The sequence below is a fragment of the Streptomyces sp. NPDC090994 genome (genome assembly GCF_044768905.1).
Classification (GTDB): domain Bacteria; phylum Actinomycetota; class Actinomycetes; order Streptomycetales; family Streptomycetaceae; genus Streptomyces.
The window spans coordinates 1-19,846 of sequence record NZ_JBIVWS010000016.1; the positions used below are offsets into that span (position 1 = coordinate 1).

18 protein-coding genes are annotated in these 19,846 nt (G+C 74.0%); 7 read left to right on the forward strand and 11 right to left on the reverse strand.

Annotated features, from left to right (window positions below):
* Nucleotides 1-120: 120 nt before the first annotated feature.
* The 3 genes from ACIQR3_RS27185 to ACIQR3_RS27195 all read right to left on the reverse strand — a co-directional run bounded on the left by ACIQR3_RS27185 (nt 121) and on the right by ACIQR3_RS27195 (nt 3,450).
* Entirely contained in the window at nt 121-726 is a 606-nt protein-coding gene (locus ACIQR3_RS27185) for a YceI family protein (RefSeq protein WP_403543264.1), read from the reverse strand.
* A gap of 167 nt (nt 727-893) precedes the next feature.
* On the reverse strand, nt 894-1,643 hold the full coding sequence (locus ACIQR3_RS27190; RefSeq protein WP_403543265.1) for an SDR family oxidoreductase: 750 nt from the start codon (nt 1,641-1,643) through the stop codon (nt 894-896).
* A gap of 76 nt (nt 1,644-1,719) precedes the next feature.
* Entirely contained in the window at nt 1,720-3,450 is a 1,731-nt protein-coding gene (locus tag ACIQR3_RS27195) for an L-aspartate oxidase (RefSeq protein ID WP_403543266.1), read from the reverse strand.
* Between the two features lie 162 nt (nt 3,451-3,612).
* Between ACIQR3_RS27195 and fdxA the strand changes: the two genes are divergently transcribed.
* On the forward strand, nt 3,613-3,972 hold the full coding sequence (gene fdxA / locus ACIQR3_RS27200; protein WP_403543267.1) for a ferredoxin: 360 nt from the start codon (nt 3,613-3,615) through the stop codon (nt 3,970-3,972).
* Between the two features lie 15 nt (nt 3,973-3,987).
* Here the strand turns inward: fdxA and ACIQR3_RS27205 are convergent, their stop codons facing one another.
* Both ACIQR3_RS27205 and ACIQR3_RS27210 read right to left on the reverse strand, forming a co-directional pair.
* Nucleotides 3,988-4,485 carry an Ohr family peroxiredoxin gene (locus ACIQR3_RS27205; protein ID WP_403543268.1) on the reverse strand — a complete coding sequence of 166 codons (498 nt, stop codon included), beginning with the start codon at nt 4,483-4,485 and terminating at the stop codon, nt 3,988-3,990.
* Nucleotides 4,486-4,637: 152 nt separating this feature from the next.
* Nucleotides 4,638-5,534 carry an RNA polymerase sigma-70 factor gene (locus ACIQR3_RS27210; RefSeq protein WP_403543269.1) on the reverse strand — a complete coding sequence of 299 codons (897 nt, stop codon included), beginning with the start codon at nt 5,532-5,534 and terminating at the stop codon, nt 4,638-4,640.
* A gap of 209 nt (nt 5,535-5,743) precedes the next feature.
* On the opposite strand from ACIQR3_RS27210, the gene ACIQR3_RS27215 reads away from it, so the two are divergent.
* A complete protein-coding gene (locus ACIQR3_RS27215; RefSeq protein WP_403543270.1) occupies nt 5,744-6,367 on the forward strand; it encodes a DUF5134 domain-containing protein in 624 nt (207 codons plus the stop codon).
* A gap of 9 nt (nt 6,368-6,376) precedes the next feature.
* Here the strand turns inward: ACIQR3_RS27215 and ACIQR3_RS27220 are convergent, their stop codons facing one another.
* The 5 genes from ACIQR3_RS27220 to ACIQR3_RS27240 all read right to left on the reverse strand — a co-directional run bounded on the left by ACIQR3_RS27220 (nt 6,377) and on the right by ACIQR3_RS27240 (nt 11,939).
* The gene (locus tag ACIQR3_RS27220; protein WP_403543271.1) at nt 6,377-7,807 is read right to left on the reverse strand and encodes an aldehyde dehydrogenase family protein; all 1,431 of its coding nucleotides are present in this window, start codon (nt 7,805-7,807) and stop codon (nt 6,377-6,379) included.
* Nucleotides 7,807-8,907, reverse strand: coding sequence for a phenazine antibiotic biosynthesis protein (locus tag ACIQR3_RS27225; protein WP_403543272.1), 1,101 nt, complete (start codon nt 8,905-8,907; stop codon nt 7,807-7,809). The genes ACIQR3_RS27220 and ACIQR3_RS27225 overlap by 1 nt, the downstream gene beginning before the upstream one ends.
* 40 nt (nt 8,908-8,947) lie before the next feature.
* Nucleotides 8,948-9,709, reverse strand: a complete 762-nt coding sequence (locus ACIQR3_RS27230; RefSeq protein WP_403543273.1) for a PIG-L deacetylase family protein — start codon at nt 9,707-9,709, stop codon at nt 8,948-8,950.
* A gap of 121 nt (nt 9,710-9,830) precedes the next feature.
* Entirely contained in the window at nt 9,831-11,063 is a 1,233-nt protein-coding gene (locus ACIQR3_RS27235) for an NAD(P)/FAD-dependent oxidoreductase (protein WP_403543274.1), read from the reverse strand.
* Between the two features lie 108 nt (nt 11,064-11,171).
* Nucleotides 11,172-11,939 (reverse strand): methyltransferase, encoded by a 768-nt coding sequence (locus tag ACIQR3_RS27240; RefSeq protein WP_403543275.1) that lies wholly within the window; start codon nt 11,937-11,939, stop codon nt 11,172-11,174.
* 155 nt (nt 11,940-12,094) lie between these two features.
* Between ACIQR3_RS27240 and ACIQR3_RS27245 the strand changes: the two genes are divergently transcribed.
* The 5 genes from ACIQR3_RS27245 to ACIQR3_RS27265 all read left to right on the forward strand — a co-directional run bounded on the left by ACIQR3_RS27245 (nt 12,095) and on the right by ACIQR3_RS27265 (nt 16,494).
* Nucleotides 12,095-13,033, forward strand: a complete 939-nt coding sequence (locus ACIQR3_RS27245) for a 2-hydroxyacid dehydrogenase (RefSeq protein WP_403543276.1) — start codon at nt 12,095-12,097, stop codon at nt 13,031-13,033.
* A gap of 150 nt (nt 13,034-13,183) precedes the next feature.
* Complete coding sequence (locus ACIQR3_RS27250) at nt 13,184-14,803, forward strand: cytochrome bc complex cytochrome b subunit (protein WP_403543277.1); 1,620 nt, start codon at nt 13,184-13,186, stop codon at nt 14,801-14,803.
* Nucleotides 14,804-14,852: 49 nt separating this feature from the next.
* Nucleotides 14,853-15,755, forward strand: coding sequence for an alpha/beta fold hydrolase (locus tag ACIQR3_RS27255; RefSeq protein WP_403543278.1), 903 nt, complete (start codon nt 14,853-14,855; stop codon nt 15,753-15,755).
* A 14-nt stretch (nt 15,756-15,769) separates the two neighbouring features.
* Nucleotides 15,770-16,267: a GNAT family N-acetyltransferase gene (locus ACIQR3_RS27260; RefSeq protein WP_403543279.1), complete on the forward strand. Its 498-nt coding sequence runs from the start codon at nt 15,770-15,772 to the stop codon at nt 16,265-16,267.
* Nucleotides 16,264-16,494, forward strand: a complete 231-nt coding sequence (locus ACIQR3_RS27265; RefSeq protein ID WP_403543280.1) for a hypothetical protein — start codon at nt 16,264-16,266, stop codon at nt 16,492-16,494. The genes ACIQR3_RS27260 and ACIQR3_RS27265 overlap by 4 nt, the downstream gene beginning before the upstream one ends.
* Nucleotides 16,495-17,099: 605 nt before the next feature.
* Here ACIQR3_RS27265 and aceE read toward each other — a convergent pair.
* Nucleotides 17,100-19,814, reverse strand: a complete 2,715-nt coding sequence (aceE, locus tag ACIQR3_RS27270) for a pyruvate dehydrogenase (acetyl-transferring), homodimeric type (RefSeq protein WP_403543400.1) — start codon at nt 19,812-19,814, stop codon at nt 17,100-17,102.
* Nucleotides 19,815-19,846: the final 32 nt, after the last annotated feature.

Consider the following 19,846-nt stretch of genomic DNA (forward strand, 5'->3'; position numbering starts at 1 on the left):
TGCCCCGACCGCGCGCCCGGCCCGGGCCGTGGCGGGCCGGGCGGGGGCGCGGGGCGGGGGGGGGGGGGGGGGGGGGCCCCCCCCCCAACCCCCCCCCGCCCCACACGCGCCGGCCGCCGGTCAGGCGCCGGACTCCCGGTCGGCGCGGACCGCCGAGACGTCCAGGGTCAGCGTCACCTTGTCACCGACGAGGACCCCGCCGGTCTCCAGCGGCGTGTTCCAGGCCAGCCCCCAGTCCGAACGCCGCAGGGTGGCCGCGCCCTCGAAACCGACCCGGTGCCGCCCGTGGGCGTCGTCGCCGGCGCCGCCGAAGACGACGTCGATGTCCAGGGGCAGTTCGACGTCCTTGACACGCAGCGCGCCCGCGAGCCGGAACGTGTCGTCACCGAGCGGGCGGACACCGGTGGAGCGGAAGCTCATCAGCGGGAACGTCGCGGAGTCGAAGAACGCCGGGCCCGCCAGATGGCCGTCGCGCTCCTCGATCCCGGTGTTCACACTGTCGGTCTGCACACTGACGTACGCCTCGGACCGGGCGGGGTGGGAGCCGTTGAGCAGGAGCAGGCCCTCGAAGCGGTCGAACCGGCCGCGGATGGTGGAGATCATGGCGTGCCGCACGGAGAAGCCGATCATGCTGTGCGCCGGGTCGATGGTGTACGCGCCGGTCAGGCCCGGGTACGGACGGAAGCCGGGGGAGACGGCCTGGTCGTGATGGAGGGACATGGTCATTCGTTTCGCTTCCTCAGACGGTGGTGCCCGTCGGTGACGAGGTGGGCCGGGGTGGGAAAAGAGGTGGGCCGGGATGAGAAAAAAAGGGGCCTGCCGTACCGCGCCGCGGACGACAGGCCCCACGCACGGGCGACGGGCCCCCCTCACAGGGCTCGCCCCCCGGCGGCTCAGTGCTGCTGCTGCGCCAGCCAGTCGGTGAACCGGGTCTCCGCGATGTGCGCGTCCGGTCCGGGCAGCAGCGTGGTCTCCTTCAGCTCCGCGCCGAAGTACGGCGCGTGCACGTCGGCCACCACCTTGCGCGGGTCGTTCTTGGCGGCCAGGCCCTTGCCGATCAGCTCGTCGAGCTGGAACACGTCGGGACCGGCGATCTCCACCACACCGCCCACCGGGGTGCCGACGGCGGTGCGGCCCACGGTGGCGGCCACGTCGTCGGAGAAGACCGGCCGGATCTTGACCGGGGCCAGGCGGACGGTGTCACCGTCGGTGGCCGCGTCGGCGATGCCCTTCATGAACTCGAAGAACTGCGTGGCGTGCACGATGGAGAACGGGATGCCCGAGCCCTTGATCAGCTCCTCCTGCGCCTGCTTGGCACGGAAGTAGCCGCTCTCCTGGAGCCGCTCGGTGCCGACCACGGAGAGCGCCACGTGGTGGGTGACGCCCGCCTCCGCCTCCGCCTTCAGCAGGTTGGTGGTCGAGGTGCGGAAGAACTCCATGACGGCGTCGTCCGCGAAGGAGGGCGAGTTGGAGACGTCGACCACGACCGAGGCGCCGGTCAGCACCTCGGCCAGCCCCTCGCCGGTGAGCGTGTTCACCCCGGTGTTGGGGGCGGCCGGGACCGCCTCGTGACCGTGCTCCTTGAGCTTGGCGACCAGCTTGGAGCCGATCAGTCCGGTGCCACCGATCACTACGACCTTCATGGTGGGGATCCTTTCGGGGTGGTGTGATGCTGTCTGTACTGGAGAAGACCGGGTAGGCGGGGTTTGTGTGACACCGTCACTCGACGAGCTTGCCCTCGGTGGAGACGTCCGTCATGAGGGCGGCGATCTCGGCCGGGATGTCCGGGATGCTCTCGCGGGTGACACCGGTGGCCGGCGACCACACGAGGTTGACGCGGAGGGCCGGGTCCTGGTCCGGGAAGTCGCTGCGGTTGTGGCAGCCGCGGGTCTCCCGGCGTTCCAGGGCCGCCTCCAGGGTGGCGCGGGCCGCCAGCGCGGCCGACTTCAGGTCGAAGGCGTGGGCGAGGTCCTGGAACCCGGCGATGTCCGGGTGCACCCCGACGTTCTCCATGCGCTTGTCGATGAGGTCCAGTTCCGCCAGCCCGGCGCGCAGCCCCTGCTCGTCGCGGACCACCCCGGCGTGTTCGGTCATGGTGTCGCGGATGGCGCGTTGCAGCGCGCGCACGTTCTCCGGCCCGTCGGCGGCGAGCAGTTCGTCGACCTCGGCGCGGGCCGCGCGGGTCGCGGACGCGCTGCGCGGCTGCGCGGTCAGCGACTCCGCGTAGGCGGCGGCGGCCTGGCCGGTGAGCCGGCCGTAGACGAGGAGTTCGATCAGGCTGTTGCCGCCGAGCCGGTTGGCGCCGTGCAGACCGCTGGCCGCCTCGCCGATGGCGTACAGGCCGCGCACGTCGGTGCCGTGGTCCTCGGGCCGGACCCAGACGCCGCCCATCGAGTAGTGCGCGGTGGGCGCGACCTCGATCGGGTCACGGGTGATGTCGAGCATCTGCAGCTCCAGGAGGGTCTGGTAGACCCGGGGGAGCCGCTCCATGATGGTCCGGCGGGGCAGGTGGGAGACGTCGAGCCAGACCCCGCCCTTGGGGGTGCCGCGGCCCTCCTTGATCTCGGTGTAGGAGGCGAGGGCCACCCGGTCGCGGGTGGACAGCTCCATCCGCTCGGGGTCGTAGCGGCTCATGTACCGCTCGCCGAGGGCGTTGCGCAGGATGCCGCCCTCGCCTCGGGCCGCCTCGCTGACCAGGGTGCCGGCGGCGTTCTCCGGCTCGATGATGCCGGAGGGGTGGAACTGCACCAGCTCGGGGTCGCGCAGCCGGGCCCCGGCCTCGACCGCCAGCCGGAAGGAGTCACCGGTGTTCTCGTCCCGGCGCGAGGAGGTGCGGCGCCAGATACGGGTGTGACCGCCCGCCGCGAGGATCACGGCGTCCGCGTGGATCAGATGGCGGGTGCCGTCGGTGAGGTCGAAGCCGTACGCCCCGAAGACCGCGCCGTCGTGCACCAGGATGCGGGTGATGTACACACTGTCCAGCACCGGGATGTCCAGCTGCACCGCCCGCCGGATGAGGGTGCGCTGGATCTCCAGGCCGGTGTAGTCGCCGGCGAACGCGGTGCGGCGGTAGGTGTGGGCCCCGAAGAAACGCTGTGAGATACGGCCGTCCTGCTCGCGGGCGAACGCCATGCCGTACCGCTCCAGGTCGTCGATGCCGAGGGCGGCGCCCCGGGTGACGATCTCGGCGGTACGCGGATCACCGAGCAGGTAGCTCTCCTTGAGCGTGTCGGCGGCGTGCTGCTGCCAGCTGTCCTCGGGGTCCATCGTGGCCAGGGCCGCGTTGATCCCGCCGGCCGCCAGAGAGGTGTGGGTGTCCTCCTTGGGGCGCTTGCCGACGGCGATGACGTCGACGCCGGCCTCGGCCAGCTCGATCGACGCCCGCAGGCCGGCTCCGCCGGTACCGATCACCAGCACAGTGGTGGCAAGACGTTGTTCGGTAATGGCCACGATCGCTCCCGTCGCTCTGAGTGGGTCACCGATAGGACAGGACCGGGTGGGGGTTTGTGACACGGACAGCGGCGGTGGCGACCGCGACCGTGTGAGGTGTCACAACATGACGGTGTCTCTGGTCACCTCTGCGAGCCGGAGGACCCGAGGAAGGGGAAGGCCATGACGTACGTCATCGCACAGCCCTGCGTCGACATCAAGGACCGGGCGTGTGTGACCGAGTGCCCCGTGGACTGCATTTACGAGGGCACCCGCACGCTGTACATCAACCCCGAGGAATGCGTCGACTGCCACGCCTGCGAGCCCGTCTGCCCGGTGGAGGCCGTCTTCCACGAGGACGACCTGCCGGACCACTGGGCGCACTACCGGGCCGTCAACGCGGAGTTCCGCCCGTCCGTGCCGCCCGGCGACCACCCCCTGGTGGCGGCCCTGCCCCGGCAGCACCGGCCCAAGAAGGCGATCTCCGTGTTCGTCGTCGCCAAGGAGGAAGCCGCCGACGCCGACCTGTGGTTCCCCTCCTGACCGGCGGCCGGCCGCTCAGGAGGCGAGCGTGATGGTGGTCGGCGTGCCCCGCCAGGCCATGCGCGCGTACGGGCACAGCGCGTCCGCCCGCTCCATCAGCGCGGTGGCCAGGGCCCGTTCGGTTCCCGGCCAGCGCACCACCAGGTCGACGTGGAGCAGATAGCCACCGTCCCCGGGGTCCCGGCCGAAGGCCACGGTGGCCTGCACGGAGATCGCCGCGGGGTCCAGAGCCTCCTGTCGGGCCAGCAGGCTCAGCGCGCCGTGGAAGCAGGCCGCGAAACCGGCCGCGAACAGCTGCTCGGGGTTGGTGCCCCGCCCGTCGCCGCCCAGTTCGGCGGGCATCCGCAGATCGAGGTCCAGGGCGCCGTCGGACGAGCGGGCCCGGCCGGAGGCCCGTCCGTGCGAGACCGCGCCGCCGTGCACGGTCACGGTGGTGGTGTAGAGGGGCGAGAACTCGTCCCCGTCGTAGTCCTTCTCGGTGGACAGGGCGGGCAGCGGTATCCGGTCGGTCACGGCGTGACTCCGATGTCGTCGTGGTACGGCGTCCCGCCGCCGGCGGCCACGCCGTACCCGGGGCCTGGGTACGGTCCGCCCCCGGATCAGCGCGAGCCCGGGGCCGGACTACTGGATGACCGGCCGGCGCCCGCTCCTGTGACGCCGGCCGGTCAGCCCGCCAGGGAGGCCACGTACGGCGCCAGCTTCGCCGGGTTCATCACCCACATGATCCGGTCGATGCCCTCGGTGGAGATGTCCAGGCACAGCAGGGCGACGGCGGTGCCGCCCATCGAGACCAGTACCGCCGGCAGGCCGTTGGCCTCGACCCACCGGATCTCCGCCTGCGGCCAGAAGCGCGGGGCGAACGCCACCAGGTACCGCGAGACATGGGTGCGGCCGATCACCGGGATCTTGGACGCGCCGCGGATGCCGCCGCCGTCCGAGTAGCTGACCACGTCGGCGGTCAGCACGTCCTCCAGGACCGACAGGTCGCCCGTGCGGGCCGCGGAGAGGAACACCTCCAGCAGCCGCCGGTGGGCGGCCGGTGTGACACGTTCCTTGCGCTCGGCGGCCAGGTGCTTGCGTCCCCGGCTGACCAGCTGACGGGCGTTGGCCTCGGTGGTCTCCAGGATCTCGGCGATCCGCCCGTAGGGGTAGTCGAACGCCTGCCGCAGCACATAGGCGGTGCGCTCCACGGGGTTGAGCTTCTCCAGGAGCAGCAGCACCGCCAGCTCCAGCGCCTCGGCCCGCTCCGCGCCCAACTGCGGGTCCTGCACGGTGTCCACCGGATCGGGCAGCCAGGGCCCGACGTAGGACTCCCGGCGCACCCGCGCGGACTGCGCCAGGTTGATCGCCAGCCGGGTGGCCACCGTGGTCAGGAAGGCGGCGGGTTCCTTCACCTTGGCGCGGTCCGTGTGCTGCCACCGCAGCCAGGTCTCCTGTACGACGTCCTCGGCCTCCACCGCGCTGCCCAGGACCCGGTAGGCGATGCCGAAGAGCTGGGGGCGCGCCGCGAGGAAGTCCTCCGTCGCTCGGTCGAGGGAGTCGGAGTGGGTGCCAGCGTCCATCGATTGTCCCTTCTGGCGTCGTGCGCATCATGCTACAAGCGGCCGGTGACGGACGTGCCGGTGGCCGGTGGCAACCCGGGCCGGCCCCTGGGACGGGTGCGGACACACCGTGACATCGGGCGCCCGCACCGTCCGCGCGGACCGTGTCACGGATGGCTCGCACACCTGGTCAAGACAGCGAACCGCCCGGACCAGGAAAGGCACACACCGTGTGGCAGAAGACACCGGCCGATCTCGTGCACGTGCTGCTGACGGTACTCTTCGCCCTCGTGGCGGCCCATGCGCTGCGGCAGGTCCTGCGCCCCGGGGGCGCAGGGCGCCGCGACCGGGTGGACCACCTGCTGCACGCCGGCATGGCCGGGGGCATGGCGGTGATGCCGTGGGGCCTCGCCCACCCGCTGGCCGGCCGCACCGCCGTGGCCGTGTGCGCGGGCGCCGCGCTGTGGTTCTTGCTGTCCGCGCCGCGCCGCCGCCCGGCGGGCACCGTGGCGGCGGTCGGTGCCCGGTTGCCGGCCGCGGTCGGCATGGTGGCGATGGCCTGGATGCTGCGCGCCGCCCCGCACGGTGCCGCCCATCAGACCCTGGCCGCGGGCGGACCGGCCGCGCACCACACCGCGGCCGCCGCGCTGCCGGTGCCCGCGGTCACCGCGGTCACCGCGGTACTGGCGGTGGGTCTGCTGCTGTGCGGCGTACGGTCGTTGACCCGTCCGATGCCCGCGCTGCGGTCCGCCACGGACGACGCGCACCGCACCGCCGCGCGCGACCCGTACGGGCACGCGCGCGACGGCGCGATGGCGCTCGGCACGGCCGTGATGCTGCTCATGCCGCACTGAGCGCGGCGGTCACAGGCCGCCGACGACCGCCTTGCCGCGCATCAGGAACTCCGACAGATACCCGTCGTGCGGCACGCCCGGCGCCATCCAGTGGGTGGGGTGGTCCCCGACGTACACGTTGGCGATGGTGGGTTCCGCCAGCAGCGCGTCGAGCAGCGCCCGGTCGCGGGTGAGGGCGGTGAGGACCAGGGTGTCCCGCAGCACGGCGGTGCCGGCCGCCCGGTCCCAGGGCGCCACCCACACGCAGGGGAAGGGGAGTTCGGTGCGCAGCTGGGCCGCGCCGGCGTCGGCGACCTGGTGGACGGCGGGACGCAGGACGGCGCTGCCGTCCCCGAGGCCGTCGACCACACCGTCCGCGCCGAGCCACGCGCGGGTCCCCGCGGCCACCGACCCCAGGTAGCCGCCGAGGGCCCGGGCCCGGTCCAGCGGGACCACCGGCAGCACCGCCCGCGGGTCCTGGGGCGGCAGCGAGGGCAGCCGGGACAGCCGGGCCGCGAGCGCCTCGGCGAGCGGCGCGGGGTCTCCCTCGACGTAGACGGCGGTGGTGTTGACGCACGCGGTACCGCCCTCGTCGGCGACCGAACCGACGATCGTGTCCAAGTGGTCGCGCCAGTCGGTGCCGGCGGTGACGAGGATCTTGCTCCGGCCGGGACCCTGCGGCAGCACCCGCGGATCGCGGGCGTACCGGGCCACCACCTCGTCGCCGCCGTACACCACCGCGCGGTCGGCGCCCCGGACCAGGGTGTCGGCGCCGGGGTGGTCGGTGGGCAGCAGGACCAGCTGGTCGGACCGGACACCCGCCCGGTGCAGCGCCGCGACCAGCCGGTGCGGGGTGAACGGCTCGCGCCGCGACGGGCGGACGGCGACCCGGTAGCCCAGGGCCAGCGCTTCCAGCCACAGCCGGTGCACACCGGGGTGGTTGCCGGAGGCGTTCACGGCGAACACCTCGCCGCGCCGGGCCCACACCGCGTGCCCGTCGCCCAGGACCGGGTCCCGGCGGCCGGCCACCGTCCCGCGCGGCCGGCCCTGTTCGGCGGAGGACCGGGCCAGGGCGGCGAAGCGGGCGGTGCCCCGGGTCGCGGCGCGCACCACCGCCAGCGGGGTGCCGGAGGTCCGGCTGACGAGGTGTTCGTAGGCGCGTACGCCCAGTCCGCCGACGGTGCCGGCGGCGAACTCCCCGGCCGCCACCGCCAGTACCGCGTCCAGGCCGGCCGGTGCCACCGGCGGGGCCTTGCGCAGCGCGGCCAGCGTCCGGCCGACGTACAGCGGTGGCACCAGGCTCAGCCGGGCCACCTCGGCCCCGGACACATCGGTCACCGCGCTCGGCCGCCGGGTCCGGTACGGGCCGCCGGGGCCCAGCGCGTCCAGGTACGGCGGGCCGCCGGCCCCGGCCACCGCCGCTCCGGCCGGGTCCCGGTCGGCCGTCTCCCGGTCCGCCATCAGTACACGCCCTCGATCACCGTCTCGCCGCGCACCACCGGCACCGGCGCCACATCGGCGACCGCGTCGCCCGCCTGACCGCCGGCCGGCCGCACCCGCACGGCCGTGTCCCGCTCGGCGTTGTTGGGAATGAGCATGGACTTGCTGACGTGGCTGACCACCACCTGGCCGCGCTCACCCACCCCGACCCGCTCCCCGGTGCCGGGATCCACCACCGACAGGAACACGTACGGCGACACCGGGTCGAACACACAGGGCTCCGCGGCGCCGGACCCGGGCCGCTCCAGCAGCGCGGTGAGCATCATGGTGTTGCCGTACATGCCGATGAGCGGCACCTCCGGGAAGACCTCGGTGGCCAGCAGGTGGCGGGTGTCGGGGTCCATGTGCGTGCCGCCCCAGACGATCGCCTCGACGGAGCCGTTGATCCGCTCCAGCAGGTCGTCCTCGCGGGCCAGCCGCTCCAGCAGCGGGGTGGTGGCGGCGAGCACGCCGATGTCCTGGGTGAGCAGGATCCGCCGGCACTGTTCGACCAGGTGGTCGGTGTACGCCTCGGCCTCGTCGCTCCGGCCGGCGGCGATCAGCTTCCGTACCCAGCGCGGGTCCATGTCGACGCCGAGCGCCGGACCGCCGAGGGCCGCCGCCGCCCGCTGGAGCACGTCCCCGACCAGGTGCGGGCCGGTCGGGGCCACGGTCAGCCACGGCCGGCCGGTAGGCACCCCGTGGGCCCGCAGCCGCCGGTCGACCTGCTCGGTGCTGTGCCGCGCCCAGTCGGCCAGCTGGATCACCCGCTTGGGCGCCCCGGTGGTGCCGCCGCTGTCGAAGACGTCGAGCACCCGCACGCCGCTGCCGTAGCCCCGGGGGACCAGGTCGGCCACCGGCACCTCGCGCAGGTCGTCGGTGAGGGCGGGGAAGAGCGCCAGGTCGGCCACCCCCTTGACGTCCCGGCGCGGGTCGAAGGGGAGGCGGGCGGCCCGGTCGAGCCAGTAGCGGGAGCCGGTCTCCGGGGCGAAGTGCCACCGCATGGCGGCGCGTACGAACGCGTCCGGGTCGACGCCGTCGGACGGTCCGGCGTCCAGGACGGCGGGGGAGTCGTCACTCATGGGAGGTCCTTTCTCGGCGGGCGGGCCGGCCGGCGGCCGGTCACCGGCCGAACAGTTCGAAGGCGACGGCGGGCCGGCCGCCGAACCGGGCGCTGTGGGTGCCGGTGCTGTCGGCCAGGAAACGGCGTGCGTACGTCTCGGGGTCCGTGTCGCTCAGCGCCTCCAGGTAGGTGCGGTGCGCCAGCAGGGACCGCACCCCCTGTTCGAACCCCGGCCCGGCGGGCACCGCGTGGGTGGGCGCCGGCGAGTTGGCGACGGCCACCCACCGCACGCCGTTCCAGGGCGGCAGTCCCTGTCCGGTGAGTTCCGGGAAGATCCAGCGGTTGCCCGCGTCCGCCACCGCGTCCAGCACGGCCCGGCCCACCGCCACGTGGTCCGGGGTGTTCCAGGCGCCGGTGGCCCAGGTGTCCCGGTGGTTCAGGGTGAGCACCAGCTCGGGCCGGTACCGGCGGACGGCCGCGGCGATGTCCCGGCGCAGCCGCGTCCCGTACTCGATGACACCGTCGGGGTGGCCGAGGAACTCCACCGTGGTGACGCCGACGGCCGCGGCCGCCGCGCGCTGCTCGGCCTCCCGCAGCGACCGGGCCTGGGCCGGGGGGAGGGTGTCGATGCCGGCCTCGCCGCGGGTGGCGAGGACATAGCCCACCTCCCGGCCGTCGGCCGTCCAGGCGGCCACCGCCGCCGAGCAGCCGTACTCCAGGTCGTCGGGGTGGGCCACCACGGCCAGCGCCCGCCGCCAGTCGTCCGGCATCGGGCGCAGCGGGGGCGGCGGGGGCGGCGGGGGCGGGGAAGGGTCGGTCATGGGTCAGCTCTCGTGAACTCGGGCACGGGGTGCGGGCGAGGGGCGGTGCGGCGCTGGGCAGCGCGGCGGTGGGCGGCGCGGCGCTGGGCGGTGCGGCGCTCGGCGGTGCGGGCCGGGCGGGTCACGGCAGCAGGCTCTCCAGCGGCAGCCCCGGGTCGGCGAGCAGCGCGTCGTCCACCGCCGCGCCGGACTCGATCAGCGCGCGGACCGTGCCGATGACGTCCCACACGTTGACGCTCATCCCCGCCACCACCCGCTCGCCGGACATCCAGAACGCGACGAACCGCCGCTCCTGCCCCGAGCCGCGGAAGACCACCCGGTCGTAACCGCCCGGCTCGGTCCAGCCGGTGTACTCCATGCCCAGGTCGTACTGGTCGGTGTAGAAGTACGGCAGCCGGTCGTAGGAGGCGTCCTCGCCCAGCATGCTCAGCGCGGCGGTGCGCGGCTGGTGCAGCGCGTTGGCCCAGTGCTCCACCCGCAGGCGCCGGCCGAGCCGCGGGTGGTAGGCGGCCGCCACGTCACCGGCGGCGTACACGCCGGGCGCGGAGGTGCGCAGATGGTGGTCGGTGACGATGCCGTCGGCCACCTCCAGCCCCGCCGCCTCGGCGAGCTGGACGTTGGGGGTGATGCCGACGCCGACCACCACGGCGTCGGCGGGCAGGCGGGTGCCGTCGGCCAGCAGTACGCCGTCCGCGCGGTCGCCGGTCCCGGTGATCCGCTCGACCCGGGCGTGCGGCCGCAGATCGACACCGTGGTCCAGGTGCAGCCGGGCGAAGACCTCGGCCGCCTCCCGGCCCAGCACTTTGAGCAGCGGCAGCTCGCCGCGCTCCAGCAGGGTCACCCGGGCGCCGGCCGCGCGGGCCGCGGCCGCCGTCTCCAGGCCGATCCAGCCGCCGCCGACCACCACGATCCGGGCGCCCTCGGTGAAGGCGGCCTTCAGGCGTTCGCTGTCGCCGACCCGCCGCAGGTACAGCACGTTCTCCCGGTCCGCCCCCGGGACGGCCAGGCGGCGCGGCGTGGAGCCGGTGGCCAGCAGCAGCGCGGCGTAGGGCAGCCGGCACCCGTCGTCCAGGGTCACCGTGCGCTCGCCGGGGTCGACGGCGGTCGCCCGGGTGCCCAGCAGCAGGTCGACGCCGTTCTCCCGGTACCAGCTCTCGGGGTGCACATGGATCGACTCGCGGTCCTCCTTGCCCAGCAGATAGCCCTTGGACAGCGGCGGGCGGATGTAGGGGCGTTCCGGTTCGTCGCCGATGACGAGGAGCGGCCCGTCGTGGCCGTGCTCGCGCAGTTCCTCCGCGGCCTTGCCGGCGGCCAGGCCGCCTCCGACGATCACGAACGTATTGACACGCGGCATGATGATCCCAGTCCCAGGTCGTGCGGCGCGCACAGCGAGCCGTGCGGTGCGGTCGTCCATGAGACCGGGCGGCGGCACGGGTTGTGACACCGTCCGTCTCCGGCCGCCTCAGCGCGGTCCGGCGAGGGTGACCGCCAGCAGCTCCGGCTCGTCGTACCCCGGCAGCGGCACGAACCCGTGCCGCGCCAGCTCCCCGGTCAGCCGGGCGCGCGAGGCGGGCCACATCCAGAACGTCTCGGTGTGCTCCCGCAGTACCCCTTGAGCGTCCCTGACCCAGTAGTCGGCGCGGGTGCGGATGCGGTACCCGGCGGGCGACATCGTCAGCCGCCCGCCGTAGGTGTGCGCACCGACCCGCTGCTCGGGCAGCAGCCGCACGAGGGTGCGCGCGGGCATCCGGCCGGGCGGCAGGTGCAGGAAGAGCGAACCGCCGGACACCAGGGCGGTGCCGATCGCGGGCCACAGCGACTCCCGCGCGGCCGGGGGCAGACAGCCGACCATGTTGTGGCAGACGGCCACGTCCGCGACGGCGGCCGGCCCCGCCCGGTCCAGGGGGTACGGGTGCACGGTCACCCGCTCCCGCTGCCGCGCGGGCAGCGCGGCGAGCCGGGTCAGCAGGGCGCCGCGCATGGCCCGGGACGGTTCGACGGCGTGCACCTCGGCCCGGGACTCGGCCAGGCTCATCAGCGTGACCCGGCCGGTGCCGGCGCCGACGTCCAGCACACCCAGCCGGGCCGCCGCGACCGCCCGGCGGTAGAGCCGGCGCACCCGCGCGGCGTCCGCCTCGGCCTGCAGGATGTCGTAGAACTCGGCGGTGACGGCGTAGGCGTCCGGGACCGGCCGGACGGCCGCCGGCGCTCGGGTGACAACGGTATGCATGTCCAGCAAGACAACGTGTGGACCGGAGCTGTGACAGTGTCACCCGCCGCTGGGGGAGTGACCGCTGTCACCGCCGTGCGCTGTCACAGCGGGACGGGACGCGCAGTCAACTCTGCGGCTTTCGTGAAACCGTAGTGAGAGCGGAGTACGTCGTCATGACCGCGAGTTCCCCCCAGGTATGGCTGCCCGCGCAGTTCACCCGTCTCACCGACCTGCCCCAGGGGCTCAAGTACGCCCGCTGGGACGGCCGTCCGCCCTATCCGACGGACCCGGCCGAAGTGGAGTTCTACGTCCCGCCGCTGACCCAGGACATCGATGTCATCGCCGGGCCGCTCGCCCGGATGACCCGGCTGCGGGCGGTCCAGGCCCTCAGCGCCGGCACCGACGAACTGCGGGCCGCCCTGGACCGCGTCCCCCGCGAGGTGACCCTGTGCAACGCGCGGGGCGTCCCCGCGCCCGGCACGGCGGAGCTGGCGCTCACCCTGGTCCTCGCCTCCCTGCGGGGCGTCCCCGAGGCGCTCCGCGCCCAGGAGCAGGGGGCCTGGGAGCCACGGGTGCACTCCTCGCTGTACGGGCGGTCGGTGCTCATCGTCGGCTACGGCGCCGTCGGTTCCGCGCTGGAGGACCTCCTGGCCCCGTTCGGCTGCGCCGTGACCCGTGTCGCCAGTACCGGCCGCCGGACGCCCCGGGGGCCGGTGCACTCCGTGGCCCGCCTGCCCCGGCTCGTCGCCGACGCGGACGTGGTGGTGCTGTGCGTCCCGCTGACCCCGGACACCCGGCGGCTGTTCGACGCCGGGCTGCTCGCCCGCATGAAGGACGGCGCCCTGCTGGTCAACGTCTCCCGGGGGGCCGTCGTCGACACCGACGCCCTGCTGAAGGAGGCCGACGGCGGCCGGCTGCGGGCCGCGCTCGACGTGACCGACCCCGAACCGCTGCCGCCGGGGCACCCGCTGCGCACCGCGCCCGGGGTGCTGATCACCCCGCACGTCGGCGCGTTCACCCCGGCTCTGTGGCCCCGTCTGGAAACGCTCATCCGGGACCAGTTGGCCCGGTTCGCCGCGGGCGCGGAACTGCGGAACGTCGTCGCGCGCTGAATGCGGGCCGGGTGTCACACCCTCGCCGGGTCACCGGTCATGACTCACGACAGCCGTTCACGAATCATCCCCATCACCGCGAACGGCACCGTCATGGACGAGTCGGCTCCGCCGTGCGCCGCGCGGGCGGCAGAAACGAATGGTGAACAGATGGGCAACGACAGCCGGCCGGCCGGGCCGGAACAGGGGCACGGCGGGGACAGGCTCGTCCGCTGGCTGGACAGCCGCTCGGGCCGCCGCCGGCCGGCCTCCTCCGCCCGGCGCCTGGTCTTCCCCGACCACTGGTCGTTCCTGCTCGGCGAGATCGCGCTCTACAGCCTCGTCGTCCTGCTGGTCACCGGCGTCTACCTGAGCTTCTACTTCCACCCCTCTTCCGCCCCCGTCGTTTACGACGGCGGCTACGCCCCGCTGCGCGGCCAACTGGTCTCCGAGGCGTTCGACTCGACCCTGCACCTGTCCTTCGACGTCCGCGGCGGACTGCTCATCCGCCAGGCCCACCACTGGGCGGCGCTGGTCTTCGTCGCCGCCCTGTTCACGCACCTGATGCGGGTCTTCTTCACCGGCGCGTTCCGCAAACCCCGCGAGCTGAACTGGGTGCTCGGCTTCCTGCTGCTCGTGCTGGCCATGTTCGCCGGGCTGACCGGCTACGACCTGCCCGACGACCTGCTGTCCGGCACCGGGCTGCAGGTGGTCAACGGCACACTGCTGTCGGTCCCGGTGGTCGGGACGTACCTGTCGTTCTTCCTGTTCGGCGGCGAGTTCCCCGGCGAGGACCTGATCGCCCGCTTCAACACCCTGCACACCCTGGTCATCCCCGCACTGATCGTCGCCCTGCTCGCCGCCCACCTGGCCCTCGCCGTGCGCCACCGGCACACGCAGTACCCGGGGCCGGGGCGCACCGAACGCAACGTGGTCGGCCGGCCGGCCAAGGCGCACGCCGTGCGGGCCGCCGGCCTGTTCTGCTTCGTGGCCGGGGTCATCTCCGTCATGGCCGCCGTCGCGCAGATCAACCCCGTGTGGAACTACGGTCCCTTCCGCCCCGACCAGGTCTCCGCCGGCTCCCAGCCCGACTGGTACATGGGGGTCGCCGACGGCCTGCTGCGGGTCATGCCCGGCTGGGAGATCGACGTGTGGGGCCACACCCTGGCCCTGGACAACTTCCTGCCGCTGCTGGCCGGCGTGCTGTTCTTCCTGGCCCTGGGCGCCTACCCGTTCCTGGAGGCATGGGTCACCGACGACGACCGCGACCACCATCTGCTGGACCGCCCCCGCAACCGCCCGGTGCGCACCGCCCTGGGCGTCGCCTGGCTCAGCGGCTACGCGGTGGCGCTGACCGGCGCCGCCAACGACGTGATCGCCACCCGGCTGCACGTCTCCGTCAACGGGGTCACCTGGGCGGTGCGGATCGGCCTGTTCGTCGTCCCGGTGCTGGCCTTCGCCGTCACCAGGCGCCTGGCGCTGGGCCTGCAGCGCCGGGACCGCGACAAGGTGCTGCACGGCCGCGAGACCGGCGTCATCAAACGCCTCCCGCACGGCGAGTACGTCGAGGTCCACGAAGTCCTGGACCAGGCACACCGGCATGCGCTGACCGCGCACGAGCAGTACCGCCCCCTGGAGCCCGTCCCGGCCCGGGACACGGACGGTCCGCCGACCGCCCGCGCCCGGCGGCTGCGCACCGGGCTCAGCCGGGCCTTCTACGGCCCCGGCAGCCAGATCACCAAGCCCTCGGAGACCGAGTACCGGGAGATCACCGGCCGCACCCGGCCCTGACCCCGGCTCGCTCACCGAACCGTCCCACCCCTTCCCGAAAGGCATCGACATGAACCGCTCCCCGCGCATCACCGGCACCCACACCACCCACGCGACCGGCACCACCCGGTCCGCCCGTACCACCCGCACCGCCCGGGCCCGTTTCGCCCTGACCGTCCTGGCCGGTGCCAGCGTCGTGGCGAGCGTCCTGGTCACCTCGGTCGGCCCGGCCGCCGCCGACAAGGGCGCCCCGGCCCCGGCCGCCAAGCCCACCGTCGTCCTGGTGCACGGCGCGTTCGCCGACTCCACGAGCTGGAACGACGTCATCGGGGAACTGAGACACGACGGTTACCCGGTGGTCGCCGTCGCCAACCCGCTGCGCTCCCTCAGCGGTGACAGCGCCTACCTCAAGGACGTCCTGGCCGGCATCGACGGCCCCGTCGTCCTGGCCGGCCACTCCTACGGCGGCTCGGTGATCAGCAACGCGGCCACCGGCGACCGGGACGTCAAGGCACTGGTCTACCTGGCCGCCTTCCTGCCCGAGAAGGGCGAGAGCGCGCTGGACCTGTCCGGGAAGTTCCCCGGCAGCACGCTCGGCGAGGCGCTGCGGCCGGTGCCCGTCACCGGCGCCGACGGCTCCACGGGCACCGACCTCTACATCCGGCAGGACACGTTCCGCCACCAGTTCGCGGCGGACGTGCCGCGCGCCGAGACCGACCTGATGGCCGTCACCCAGCGGCCGGTCACCGAGGCCGCCCTGGCCGAGGGCGCGGCCGAGCCGGCCTGGAAGACCATCCCGTCCTGGGTGCTGGTCGCCACCCGCGACCTCAACATCCCGCCCGCCGCCCAGCGGTTCATGGCCGAGCGGGCCGGCGCCCACACCTACGAGGTCCGCTCCTCGCACGCGGTGAGCGTGTCACGGCCGGACAAGGTCACCGACGTCATCGAGGACGCCGCCCGTTCGGTGCGCTGACCGGCGGCGAACCGATGCGCCGCGCACCACGGATCGTCCCGACCGGACCCGCCGATCTCGCCCGGGTCGTGGCGCTGCACCGCCGCTGCTCCACCCGGACCCTGTGGAGCCGCTACCACCGTGCGATGGCCGACCCCGGATTCTACCTGCCCACGCTGCTGGGCCGGCCGGGGTCGGTCCATCTGGCGGCGCGGGACACCACCGGCCGCTTCGTCGCGGTGGGACACCTGATGCCGGACCACTTCGACGTGGAGGCCGCGCTGCTGGTGGAGGATGCCTGGCAGGGCCGCGGCCTGGGCACCCGCCTGCTGCGCGCCCTGGCCCGGCACGCGGTGGACGGCGGCTGGGAGACGCTCTACGGGCTCTGTCTGCCGGGGGACGCCCGGATCGACGCCATCCTGCGGCACGCGCCCGTCCCCGTACGGCGGGTGGCGGCGGACGGCGCGGTCACCGCCTCGGTCCGGCTCCTCGACCTGGCCGGCCGGCTCCCCGCCGCCGGCGGACGTAGGTGACCGCCCCGCAGGCCAACCTGGCCAACCGCACCGCCGTCCGGCTCCCGCCGGCCCGGCTGGGACGACCGACCCTCTCCGCCGACGGACATCAGATGCCCGACATCGAGAGCACGCCCATCCGGGTCGGCACCGACCTGGAGGGAGCCGGTGCCCGCATCGGCGGCCAGGCCGCCCACATCACGGGCCAACTGACCGCTTCGACGCCGGCGGCATCGTGCTGCTGCTGACTGGTGGCCTGGCGCTTGGCGCGGGCAGTGGCTGCTCGCCGCGACGAACCTGACGCTGTCCGCGGTGACCGCCGGGTGCCGTGCTCCTCGGCACCTCCGGTGATCCCTTCGCGGTGGCGCTGACCGCCTGCCTCGGAACGGCCCCTGGTGCTGCGCGCACCCGCCGGCCGAGGCGCTGCGCACCTGGCTGCCCCGGGTGGCCGCGGCCCGCGAACGGCTCACCGGTCTCGGCCCCGACCGGGCGGACCCGCTGCGCCGCGAGGCGTCCGTGATCGTCCAGCGCCAGCACGTCAGCCCGCCCGGACCCGCCGAGCACACGACGAGGGACGCCGAGGAGTACGCGCGGCTGCACGCGGACATCGTCGACGTCGTCGCGGCGCGGCGCGGCTGCACGAGGAGGGCCCGGCCGCGGCGAAGGCGGCGAGCAGAACCTCCTGGTCCGGGAGGCCGCCGACGCCTCCCGGACCCACCCGGAGGGTCGGTGGTCGTACTACAGGGACAGGTGCACCAGGTCCCGGACGCCGATGGACTCCTCGCCGTCGGCGCCGCGCACGGCCCCGGCCGCCGGCAGGCTCAGGAAAATCGTCATGACGTCGGTCAACTCCTCACAGACCGGCGGGCCCGGACGGCCCCCGGCGGTAGCGCTCGCGGGCCCGCGCGACGGTCTCGGCGGGCAGCCGCCCGGCCCGGGCCAGCCGGTCCAGGGCCGTCACCACGATCGACTCGGCGTCGACCCCGAAGTACCGGCGTACATCCGCACGGGTGTCGGACAGGCCGAAACCGTCGGTGCCCAGCGAGTAGTAGTCCTGCTCGACCCACTGGCTGATCTGGTCCGGCACCTGCCGCATCCAGTCGCTGACCGCCAGCACCGGCCCCGGCGCCCCGGCCAGCGCCCGGGTGACGTACGGCGTGCGGTCCTCGCCGCGCGTGCGCGCGTCGTCCGCTGCCATCGCGTCCCGCCGCAGCTCCGTCCAGGACGTCACCGACCACACGTCGGCGTGCACGTCCCAGTCGGCGGCGAGCAGTTCCTGCGCGCGCAGGGCCCAGTGGATCGCCGTACCGGAGGCGAGCAGTTGCAGCCGGGGCCCGGCCGTGGCGGCCGCGGCCGGCTCGGCGGGCCGGAACCGGTAGATGCCCCGGACGATGCCCTCCTCGATGCCCGGCACCGCCGGCATGGCGGGCTGGTGCCGGGGCTCGTTGTACACGGTCAGGTAGTAGAAGACGTCCTCGGGCCGCTCGCCGTACATCCGGCGCAGACCGTCCCGGACGATCACGGCGATCTCGTATGCGAACGCCGGGTCGTAGCTGACCGCCGCCGGGTTGGTGGCGGCCAGCAGGTGCGAGTGGCCGTCACCGTGCTGGAGGCCCTCACCGGTCATGGTCGTACGCCCGGCGGTGCCGCCGATCACGAAACCACGGCCCAGCTGGTCACCGAGCGCCCAGAACTGGTCGCCGGTGCGCTGGAAACCGAACATGGCGTAGAAGATGTAGAACGGGATCATCGGCTCGCCGTGCGTGGCGTACGAGGTCGCCGCGGCGGTGAACTCGGCCACCGAACCGGCCTCGGTGATGCCCTCGATGAGCAGCTGCCCGGTCTCGCTCTCCTTGTAGTGCAGGAGCTGGCCGGCGTCGACCGGGTCGTACGTCTGGCCCAGCGGCGAGTAGATGCCGGCCGTGGGGAACATCGACTCCATGCCGAAGGTACGGGCCTCGTCGGGGATGATCGGCACCCAGCGGGCCCCGGTCCGCTCGTCCCGCATCAGCTCCCTGACCAGCCGGACCAGTGCCATGGTGGTGGCGATCTCCTGGTGCCCGGAGCCCTTCTCCAGCTCCTCGAAGGGCTTGGCGGACGGCTGCGGCAGCGGCCCCGCGGCCACCCGCCGCAGCGGCAGCGGACCGCCCAGCGCGGCCCGGCGCGCGCGCAGGTACCGCACCTCGGGGGAGTCCTCGCCCGGATGCCAGTACGGCACCTGGTCGCCGGCCAGCGCGCGGTCCGGAATGGGCAGGTCCAGCAGGTCGCGCAGCTCCCGGAACTGAGCCATCGTCAGCTTTTTCATCTGGTGGTTGGCGTTGCGGGACTCGAACGCCGAGCCGAGGGTGTGCCCCTTGACCGTCTGGGCGAGGACCACCGTCGGCGCCCCCCGGTGCTCCACCGCGGCCCGGTAGGCGGCGTACACCTTCGACGGCTCGTGTCCGCCACGGGAGTTCTCGAACAGGTCGGTGATCTGCGCGTCGCTCAGCGAGGCGGTGAGCGCGGCCAGGGCGGGCCCGGTGAAGAAGTGCTCGCGGGCGTACGCCGCGTCCCGCGCGGCCAGCGTCTGCAACTGGGCGTCGGGCACCTCGCCCAGCCGGCGCACCAGGTCACCGGTGGTGTCCTGGGCGAGCAGCGGGTCCCAGGCGGCGCCCCACAGCGTCTTGACCACGTGCCAGCCCGCGCCGCGGAACCGGGCCTCCAGCTCCTGCACGATCTTGGAGTTGGACCGTACCGGCCCGTCCAAGCGCTGCAGGTTGCAGTTGATGACGAAGGTCAGGTTGTCCAGGCCCTCGCGAGAGGCCAGGGTCAGCGCGGCCAGGGACTCCGGTTCGTCCGTCTCGCCGTCGCCCAGGAACGCCCACACCCGCGAGGCGGAGGTGTCCTTGATGCCGCGCGCGTGCAGATAACGGTTGAACCGGGCCTGGTACACGGCGTTGAGCGGGCCCAGCCCCATCGAGACGGTCGGGAACTCCCACAGCCACGGCAGCCGCCGCGGATGCGGGTAGGACGGCAGCCCGTGCCCGCCCGCCTCCCGCCGGAAGGCGTCCAACTGCCGCTCGCTCAGCCGCCCTTCGAGGAACACCCGGGCGTAGATGCCGGGGGAGGCGTGCCCCTGGAGGAAGAGCTGGTCGCCCGAGCCGTCGCCGTCCTTGCCCCGGAAGAAGTGGTGGAAGCCGGTCTCGTAGAGCCAGGCCGCCGAGGCGTACGTGGAGATGTGGCCGCCCAGCCCCAGCGGGGCGCCGCGGGTGACCATCGCCGCGGCGTTCCACCGGTTGAGCGCGGTGATCCGGGTCTCCAGCTCCAGGTCGCCGTCGAACGGCGGCTGCGCGGCGGCCGGCACGGTGTTGATGTAGTCGGAGGACAGCAGCCCCGGCAGGGCGGTGCCGGTCCGCTCGGCGAACTCGTGCACCCGCCGCACCAGATAGGCGGCCCGTTCCGGCCCGGCGTGGCGCACGACGGCGTCCAGGGACGCCTGCCACTCGGCGGTCTCCTCCCGGTCGCGGTCGGGCAGTTGGTCGAGCTCGCTGGGCACGGGGGGCTCAGCGGGCCGGGACGGAACACTCATGGCGGCCTTCCGGTCGGTGCGGGCGGGCGGGT